Source organism: Planktothrix sp. FACHB-1355 (assembly GCF_014748295.1).
Taxonomy (GTDB): Bacteria; Cyanobacteriota; Cyanobacteriia; order Cyanobacteriales; family Aerosakkonemataceae; genus Aerosakkonema; species Aerosakkonema funiforme_A.
This window is the reverse complement of sequence record NZ_JACJUP010000147.1, coordinates 1-9,127: the sequence shown is the minus strand read 5'-3', so window position 1 is coordinate 9,127 and position 9,127 is coordinate 1. Positions and strand designations below refer to the sequence as shown.

Below are 9,127 nucleotides of genomic sequence, written 5' to 3'. Positions count from 1 at the left end.
CCTACGGTAGAATCTAACAATGTCAGCTGACCTAGAAAGAACGCGATCGCAATGCAATCAACAGAAAACGAAGCTAAATCCACCGACAAAAACCTAGAGGCAATGCGGCAGTTTTCCGAACAGTACGCCAAACGCACCGGAACATACTTCTGCGTTGACCCCTCAGTAACTGCCGTCGTGATTGAAGGACTCGCCAAACACAAAGATGACTTGGGATCGCCTCTGTGTCCCTGTCGCCATTACGAAGACAAAGAAGCAGAAGTAAATGCCGCCTTCTGGAACTGCCCTTGCGTCCCCATGCGCGAACGCAAAGAATGCCACTGTATGCTGTTTCTCACCGCAGATAACGATTTTGCCGGTGATAAGCAGGAAATTTCCTTAGAGGAAATCAAAGCTGTACGAGATAGTATGGGATGATGGAAGCAGTGCCTCAAGAATTCTGGCAAGGCGTAGAGCAGTTTAACAACAAAGATTACTACGCCTGTCACGATACCCTAGAGGCTCTGTGGATGGAGTCAACAGAGCCACAAAAAACTTTCTATCAGGGTATTTTGCAAATTGCTGTTGCCTTATATCACCTTGGTAATCATAACTGGCGCGGTGCGGTAATTTTGTTAGGAGAAGGTATCAATCGATTGCGGTATTACCAACCAACGTATGCCGAGATCGACGTTGAACAATTCTCGATCGAGAGTCAGCAACTCTTGACGGCGCTGCAACAAGCAGGCCCAGAAAAAGTAGCAGAATTTGTTCGACAATTTCAGACATCTGACACTTACATAGATAGAGACCGCACTTTAGAATTACCAAAAATAGTCAGAGTTGCTCTACAGTAAGCGATCGCCATCAACTAAAAACTTATTTCTAATCTTTGAACGCGCCTAATATCTTCAGGGTTGCTTTGAGAAAAATAAGGTAACAGACCCGGATTTGGTATACACCAAAAAACGGGAAAAATCTGGGCTCTCAAAAAATCAGTAAATTCAATTAACCTAATCCAACAAAACTTTTCACCTTAATCAGGAGAAACTTATGGCTATTTCCATTTTAGGCTCCAAGTTTATGAAGAGTAAGTTTTCTGCGAATTCTTCTACTGACGCTTCTACAGTCAATTTTAATATTTGGGGTGACAGTTCGATCGATCCTTCGGGGCGTATCAAAACTGACGAAGCAACCTATGTCATCATACATGGCTGGCGCAACACTGGTGGCAATGCAGGCAACGGCTACAAGCCTACCGACTGGATGGCAGGGCAAGCTCAAACTATTCGCCAGCGAGAATCTAACGCTAATATCATTTTGGTAGACTGGGAAGCACTCGCAAGTAACCCCTTCTATTTGCCTTCTGTTGACAAAGCAGATGATGTTGGCAATCAGCTAGCTGCTTACCTGAAAAATAGCGGTGTAGATCCCAATTACACCACCTTAATCGGACACAGCCTGGGAGCGCACGTTGCTGGATTTGCTGGCTCTGCGTATCGTCAATCCACCGGCAGTTCTATTTCCCAAATTGTAGGATTAGATCCTGCTGGCCCTGCGTTTGAGGGCAAAGGCGCAGACGATCGCTTAGATCCAACTGACGCTACTCGCGTTGTAGCTTTACATACCAGTGTGCTGGCGGGTTTCGACGCTCCGCTGGCTACTTTAGATGTGTACGCTAACAAGAAGAGCTTAAACCAGCCCGGACAGTTCGGCCCCAGTCAAAACCATAGCTATGCTCATATCCTCTTCACCGAATTGCTCCAAGGCAACAGTTTTACCCAGCCTAATAGCACTCTCCTGAATCTGAACACAGTAGTCAACGCCGCATTTACTGGAGAGAACGATGCTAGCACTAAAAACAATAAAACGGTTGTTGCCCTCAACTTGTCGGGTACTGCTAACAACGATAACCTCGCAGGTGGTGCAGCCAACGATACCATTAGTGGCGGTGGGAAAAATGACAAGATTACTGGTGGGGATGGCAATGATTTCCTCTTAGGGGATAGTGACAGCGATATCCTGAATGGCGGACGCGGTAATGATTCAGTTTTCGGCGGTACAGGTGGCGATCGCGTATTTGGAGATGAAGGCGACGACGTACTGACGGGAGCCGATGTAGCAGTAGGAAGAGGTTTTAACGAAATCGATCCTTTGACTGGTGGTGTTGGGAGCGATCTCTTTGTGCTAGGCGCTACCGAAGTAACCTTCTACAACGATGGTAATACTAGCAGCTCCGGTATCGGCGACTACGCCCTAATTACTGACTTCAATGCTTTGGAAGACACCATCCAACTGTCCGGCTCTAAGTCCAGTTACAGTTTGGCAGAGTCACCGACCGGTTTAGCTGCGGGTACAGCCATCTTCCTGAGCGAAAGTCTTCCCGAACTGATTGCGATCGTTCAAGGTTCCAGCGGCCTAAGTCTCAGCGCCAACTACTTTGTAGCTGTCTAGAAAATTGGTTCAGTAAAAGGCACGATCGTTACTGACTCAAAAGCTGGAATTTTTTATATATGTGGTAATTTCCACATACCTCATTAATGGGTAATCGCTTTTGGCAGCATCGTCCCACGTAATTTATAGATTCGCAGTTGACAGGACAGGTTAAACTACCTAGAGAACTATAGGAATAACTTTTCAGTCATAACTATTGTCCCGCAAACAAATCAACTTCCTCAGCTTGCACGATTCATGATGCCTGCCGCTCGATTACCTGAATTCTGGTTGCGTCGCCTTGGGATAGGCTTAACGGTTCCAGCTGCTTCGATCGTAATTGCGATCGCCCTTTTCCCCCAACCTCAAAGCGCCAAAGCCCAAAACCCCGGTGACGGTCGCGCCCTCACTGTTCGCGCCGACATTCAAGAAGCCAATCAACAAACTGGAGTGGTGACAGCGCGGGGTAACGTGCAACTTTTCTACCCCGCCCGCCAAATTCAGGCTACAGCCGCCCAAGCCCAATACTTCACCAAAGAAAGGCGCATCGTACTCACAGGCAACGTTTATATATTGCAGCAAGGCAACAGCATTCGCGGCGAACAAGTCATCTACCTGATCGATGAAGGTCGATTTATCGCTCAACCTCAACCGAATCGGCAAGTGGAATCCATCTATATTATTAACGACCCCAACCCTTCCACCCAATTGCCAGGGACATCTGCGCCCAGACCCCCCCAAAGATAACCATCTTACTAACGCCAGTGCCGCACGGCAGAAGTAACCCACCAGATCGAAACAAGTTAAATCCGAGACGGTCAAAGGATTTTGACTTTTGACTTTTGACTTTTGACTTTCGCGATCGAGTGCTAAAATCAAGACCAATTTTCCGACCCAGCACCACTGTGGGGAGAGCGCCGAAGTGAAAATAGTCTTGGAAAATATACACAAGTATTATGGCAAGCGAGCGATCGTCAATCGCGTCAACCTCTCCGTTGCTAGAGGAGAAGTAGTGGGGTTGCTGGGGCCCAACGGTGCCGGTAAAACGACAACATTTTATATCGCCACAGGTCTAGACAAACCAAATCAAGGTAAAGTTTGGCTCGACGACCTGGACATTACCGAAATGCCAATGCACCGACGCGCAAATTTGGGTATTGGTTATCTCGCTCAAGAAGCCAGCATTTTTCGCAACCTCAGCGTGCGGGAAAATATTCTCTTAGTTCTAGAGCAAACCCAAGTGCCTCGAAGAGAACGCAAGCAGCGTCTGGAAGAATTATTGCGCGAGTTTCGCTTGGAAAGAGTTGCCTACACCAAAGGAATTCAAGTTTCTGGGGGAGAGAGAAGGCGAACCGAACTGGCAAGAGCTTTGGCATCCGGGCGAGAAGGGCCAAAATTTTTGTTTTTGGACGAACCCTTCGCCGGTGTTGACCCGATAGCTGTAGCAGAAATTCAGCAAATGGTAGCCCAATTGCGCGATCGGCAAATGGGAATCTTAATCACAGATCACAACGTCCGGGAAACTTTGGCAATCACAGACCGAGCCTACATTATGCGAGATGGGCAAATCCTCGCCTCTGGCAGTGCTGACGAACTCTACAACAATCCGCTTGTGCGGCAGTACTACCTCGGCGATAACTTTCAAATATAGCAGGCAATCCGGTTTCTATGGTGATAATAGAATTTTATTTAAATGTAGGGTGGGTTAGCCACGGGCGATCTAAAAGTCAAAAAGAAGAGGGAGAGCGAAAGGGAAAAAGGAAAAGGGAAGAGGAATTTTGAATGATTGACTTTTGACTTTTGACTTCGCCCACTCCCCCACTCCCACTCCCTTTGAGAAATCATCTATTTTCTATACCCTATACCCTTCGTAAATTATGAAAACCGTCACTCAATATTTCAATCCACTGAGATCGCTGACTTTCGGTATCTCAATTATGGATCGCTACCTGATGGGCGAACTGATAGCACCATTTTTGTTTGGCTCAGCGCTGTTTTCGTCTGTAGCAGTGGCGATCGGCTCTCTCGATCTGGTTCGGAAAGTTACAGAAGCAGGGTTACCGCTGTCCACGGCGTTAAAAGTTTTTGTGTTAAAAATGCCCTTCTTCATCGCTTTTTCCTTACCTGCATCCATGTTGCTCGCCACCTTGCTAGCCTACAGTCGTCTCTCTGGTGACAGCGAACTAATTGCGCTACGCAGCTGTGGTGTGAGCGCCTATCGGCTGATTTTGCCGGCCATATTTATGAGTTTTGTTGTCACGGGCATCGCCTTTACTTTTAACGAATTGGTTGTACCCGCAGCTAATTACCAAGCGGAGTTAACTCTAGATATAGCTCTGAAACAGGACAGGAAAGATTTTCAGGAAAACAATATTATTTATCCAGAATTTGGCGAAGTTGAACAAGCGAACGGAGAAAAACTAGAAGTATTAAAACGCTTATTTTATGCAGAACAGTTCGATGGCGAAGTCATGAAAAATATTACTATAGTAGACCGCTCTCGTACCGGCGTTAATCAAATTGTCGTCTCGGAATCTGCTCAGTGGAATACAGTAGAAAATACCTGGGATTTCTTCAACGGCACTATCTACCTTATATCTCCTGATAGTTCCTATCGCAACATTTTGCGGTTTGAACATCACCAATTGCAACTACCCCGCGCTCCCTTAGATTTTGCTAAAAAAAGACCGAAAGCTGACGAAATGAACATCGCACAAGTTCAGGAGCAGATAAAGTTAATCAAACCTAGCGGTGACTACAAGGAAATCCGCAAATTGAATATTCGCCTCCAACAAAAAATCGCCTTACCTTTTGCTTGCCTTGTCTTCGGCTTGGTAGGGGCAGTTATGGGAACCAGACCGCAAAGGACGAACAGAGCGACAGGATTTGGCATCAGCGTATTGATTATTTTTGCTTACTACTTGTTGCGGACGATGGGCGACGCTCTGGGGATGAGCGGCTTCCTATCACCGTGGATGGCAGCTTGGTTACCCAACTTGTTCGGTTTGGGAATGGGCACTTGGCTGCTGTTGCGAATCTCTCGGTGACAGGAAATAGCGATCGTCAATTTGGAGAGCAAAATTTTTGCAAACATCAAGGAAGTTTGCCTGCGATCGAAGCTATCCTAGCGGTAAAAGCATTCACCTACTCGTGCCAAGTTAAGCTGCACTCCTGCTATGTCATCTTCTCATCGGCCCCCGGCTGCGCTCCGCTATTTGAAAGCTAGGCTACGCCCTTTAACCCAGCCTATAGTTTGGGTGACGATCGCATTTCTATCTCTGGTAGGTTTCTTTACTTGGGCCTACTTCAACCACCCTGAGTGGCTAGCCCTTAACCAGGAAGCAGAAACTCCAACTCCCAGCAATGCCACTGCGGACGAGCAAACTCTTTCTGATGAAGACAAAGCAATTGGGGTTGACATTGATAATCTTTCTGTGCTACAGAAGGAAATTAGTGATTCCGAGCCTCTCCAACTTACTCCAGAAGAAGACGAAACAGAGCTAGGGTTATTTGATGAGTTTATGAAACAGAAAGAAGCGGCTATTAATGCCGAAAAATCATCTGACTCATCGGCGACAGAGAAGTTAACAGCACAGCCTACAACTGCCAATCCCTTTGCTCTCAAGTCAGAATCTAGCTCAAACAGCAGCACAGTTGTTTCCGGAAATTCCTTTACTCCCCCATCTTCTAACTTAGGCGTAGGCAGCGCAGCTAATTCTGCCGATAAGCTGAATTTGCCGACCACCCAGAAACAAAATGCCACTTTACCGTCAGTGAGTCCTTTACAGTCAGCATTAGACCGCTTGGGTAATGGCAGTAAATCATCTATTCAAACTCCGGCTGGGGTATCCGTGAGCCCCTTGCAATCAGCTTTAGACCGCCAGGGAACAGCCAGCAAATCAACTATCCAAAATCCTTTGCAGTCAGGATTGGACAGCCCAGAGGCAAGCAGTAGAACCGGCGCAACCTCGCCATCTCAAGCATCGCCAGGTAATTTAGGGCAAAACCCCACAGTTAACCAAACTCTTACACAACCAACTTCACAATTACCAGGACAAGGCTATGGGCAAGTATCGCCCGTTCCCGGTACAACTGGCTACGGTTATAATTCCCCGTCTGCTGGCGGTGCAACTTCTTCCAATTCTTATACATACTTGAATCCACCCCAAGCATTACCGGGCGTACCCTCAGCGGTACAGGTAAATCCCGGTCTGGCACCTGCAACACCCAGCAATTTGGGGCAATCTCCATTCCAGAATACTGCCCCGGCAAACGGTTTCTCTAACCCAGGATTTAACTCTAATTTGGGCAATTCCGTTACTCAACCGTCTCAATTGCAACAGTCGCCTAATTTCTCAGTCCCCCGTCCGATTCCAGGCAGACACATCGGTGGGGGAGAGATAAATTCGTTCTCAAATCCTTAAGTGGGGGAGTGGGGAAGTCAAAAGTCAAAAGTCAAAAGTCAAAAGTCAAAAGTCAAAATTAGGAATTTCTTTCCTCTTCCTCTCTCTCGTCCCTATTTACGATTGACTTTTGACTTCCCCGACGCCCTTATTTAAAGTGTTCAATCACTGCTTCGGCAAATTCAGAACACTTCAGGGGCGGCTCTACTGGGGGTTCCATCAATCGAGCTAAGTCGTATGTTACCTCGCGGTTGGCGATCGCATCCCCAATACCCTTTTTGATTAAGTCAGCTGCTTCTTGCCAACCCATGTACTCCAGCATCATAACGGCGGATAGAATCAGCGAACCTGGGTTAATTCGATCCAAACCGGCGTGTTTGGGTGCGGTGCCGTGAGTCGCCTCGAAAATAGCACATTTATCGCCAATATTAGCTCCAGGCCCCATGCCCAGACCACCGACAATAGCAGCTGCGGCATCGGATAAATAATCGCCATTGAGGTTCATGGTAGCTAGGATGGAGTACTCATCCGGGCGGGTCTGAATTTGTTGGAAAATGCTATCGGCGATGCGATCGTTCACCATTATCTTATTTTTCCACTGTCCGTTCCCGTGAGTTTCCCAAATAGAGTTAAGCACATTTTCTACTTCCCGGCAGATGGCAGCTTGCTTTTCCGGCGTTAAAGAGTCGTACCCAGGCTCGATTTGACGGGCATTCTCTTCTAGGGAGATATCGGCTTTCTTCTCCTTGTTACTGAGAATCCAGGATTCCCGTTCAGTGACGCACTCAGCTCGAAATTCCGCAGTTGCTAACTCGTAACCCCAGTCGCGAAACGCACCTTCGGTGTATTTCATGATATTGCCCTTATGCACCAAAGTCACCATCTGCTTATGCTTGGGCAATCGCAAGGCGTGCTTGATCGCACGGCGGACAAGGCGCTGGGAACCTGTTTTGCTGATTGGTTTGATGCCAATACCGGAGTCGAGGGGAATCTGTTTTTTGCCGTGTTCCGGAGTAGCTGGGATCAGTTCGTGATTGAGCAAGTGAATCAGTTTATCACCAATCTCGCTACCTTGCCGCCACTCAATGCCCAGGTAAATATCTTCTGTATTTTCCCGATAAACAATGACATCCAGTTTTTCTGGATTTTTGTGAGGTGACGGGGTGCCTGCGTAGTAGCGACATGGACGGATACAAGCGTAAAGGTCAAAGATTTGTCGCAATGCCACGTTTAAAGAACGAATACCACCCCCAATCGGGGTTGTCAGTGGGCCTTTGATGGCAATACCGTATTCTTCGATCGCCTGGAGGGTGTCTTGAGGCAAATACTCATAAGTGCCGTACTTTTCACAGGCTTCATCGCCGGCGTATACTTTAAACCAGCTGATTTGACGCTTGCCACCATAGGCAAATTGGACGGCGGCGTCGATCGTCTTTTGAGTGGCAGGCCAAATGTCCACGCCTGTCCCGTCTCCGCGAATATAGGGAATAATTGGGTTATCGGGAACGATGGGTTCGCCGTTTTCAAAGGCGATCTTAGACCCGGTGTCTGGAGGACTTATCTGTTTGTACATACTGGTAGCAGCTCCTGGTAGCTAGGCGGCGGGAATAATCAGATAAAATTTTAATCTTGCCAGTAAGCCTTATCAAGCTATCAGATATTTTGCGCCATAGCAGCTCGTTATAAACTTTTTTGCCAATAAATCTAGCTGCAATAGTTAAAGGGGAAACGGTAAAACGCTAATGGCAAAGTTTTTTTATTCTCTTTCGTCTTTGTAGATCTGTTTCGATTTGTACTTAAAAAACTATAAAAGTGACTTTTAGGATAGGCTATCGGTGTATTATTTTCGCGATCGCAATTGCTTTAGGCTTTAGCGATGTTGCTGGGGAGCATCTTCCATCAGCAAAGGCTCGTTAGGCAAAGTAAATTTGGTTCGGGTATTTTGCTGAAAATATGGTAGGAATACGGAGACTCCGCGCACAAAACTGCCTAAATCGCGATTTTGTCACCTTTTTTTGGCGAGCGCTCGGTCAGAGGGTCTGGTTAGCAAAAGGTGAAACAACCGCTCCTATTGCTTTTAACCTACAAGGGGATGTGGTTTCTCGGAGGTCTTGATGAAGCGCATTTTGGTCGTGGATGACGATAAAATCTTACGCACCGTATTGTCGGACTATCTGGAAAAACAAGGATACGTAGTGGAAAATGCAGATTCCGCCGAGCAAGGGTTGGCAGCTTTTGCCAAAAATCCCCCCGATTTGGTCATTTCTGATATTATGATGCCGGGAATGGATGGGTTTGAATTTTGTCGTCGC

9 protein-coding genes are annotated in these 9,127 nt (G+C 47.0%); 8 read left to right on the top strand and 1 reads right to left on the bottom strand.

The features are described 5' to 3' along the window. Nucleotides 1–51: 51 nt before the first annotated feature. The 7 genes from H6S82_RS09310 (at nucleotide 52) to H6S82_RS09280 (ending at nucleotide 6,836) form a co-directional block, all read left to right on the top strand. Complete coding sequence (locus H6S82_RS09310) at nucleotides 52–417, top strand: ferredoxin thioredoxin reductase catalytic beta subunit (RefSeq protein WP_190468400.1); 366 nt, start codon at nucleotides 52–54, stop codon at nucleotides 415–417. Next, a complete protein-coding gene (locus H6S82_RS09305; protein WP_190468397.1) occupies nucleotides 414–836 on the top strand; it encodes a DUF309 domain-containing protein in 423 nt (140 codons plus the stop codon). Before H6S82_RS09310 ends, H6S82_RS09305 begins: the two co-directional genes overlap by 4 nt. Before the next feature lie 196 nt (nucleotides 837–1,032). Continuing rightward, the gene (locus tag H6S82_RS09300; protein ID WP_190468395.1) at nucleotides 1,033–2,433 is read left to right on the top strand and encodes a hypothetical protein; all 1,401 of its coding nucleotides are present in this window, start codon (nucleotides 1,033–1,035) and stop codon (nucleotides 2,431–2,433) included. A 237-nt stretch (nucleotides 2,434–2,670) separates the two neighbouring features. Beyond that, on the top strand, nucleotides 2,671–3,159 hold the full coding sequence (locus H6S82_RS09295) for an LptA/OstA family protein (RefSeq protein WP_190468391.1): 489 nt from the start codon (nucleotides 2,671–2,673) through the stop codon (nucleotides 3,157–3,159). A 175-nt stretch (nucleotides 3,160–3,334) separates the two neighbouring features. Next, entirely contained in the window at nucleotides 3,335–4,063 is a 729-nt protein-coding gene (gene lptB, locus H6S82_RS09290) for an LPS export ABC transporter ATP-binding protein (RefSeq protein WP_190468358.1), read from the top strand. A 226-nt stretch (nucleotides 4,064–4,289) separates the two neighbouring features. Further along, nucleotides 4,290–5,459 (top strand): LptF/LptG family permease, encoded by a 1,170-nt coding sequence (locus tag H6S82_RS09285; protein ID WP_242056880.1) that lies wholly within the window; start codon nucleotides 4,290–4,292, stop codon nucleotides 5,457–5,459. 168 nt (nucleotides 5,460–5,627) lie between these two features. Beyond that, nucleotides 5,628–6,836, top strand: a complete 1,209-nt coding sequence (locus H6S82_RS09280) for a hypothetical protein (protein ID WP_191056169.1) — start codon at nucleotides 5,628–5,630, stop codon at nucleotides 6,834–6,836. A 127-nt stretch (nucleotides 6,837–6,963) separates the two neighbouring features. Here H6S82_RS09280 and H6S82_RS09275 read toward each other — a convergent pair whose 3' ends face one another. Further along, on the bottom strand, nucleotides 6,964–8,388 hold the full coding sequence (locus H6S82_RS09275) for an NADP-dependent isocitrate dehydrogenase (protein ID WP_190468350.1): 1,425 nt from the start codon (nucleotides 8,386–8,388) through the stop codon (nucleotides 6,964–6,966). A 541-nt stretch (nucleotides 8,389–8,929) separates the two neighbouring features. Here H6S82_RS09275 and H6S82_RS09270 point away from each other — a divergent pair. After that, a partial coding sequence (locus H6S82_RS09270) for a response regulator (RefSeq protein ID WP_191056168.1) occupies nucleotides 8,930–9,127 on the top strand: 198 nt, incomplete at its 3' end.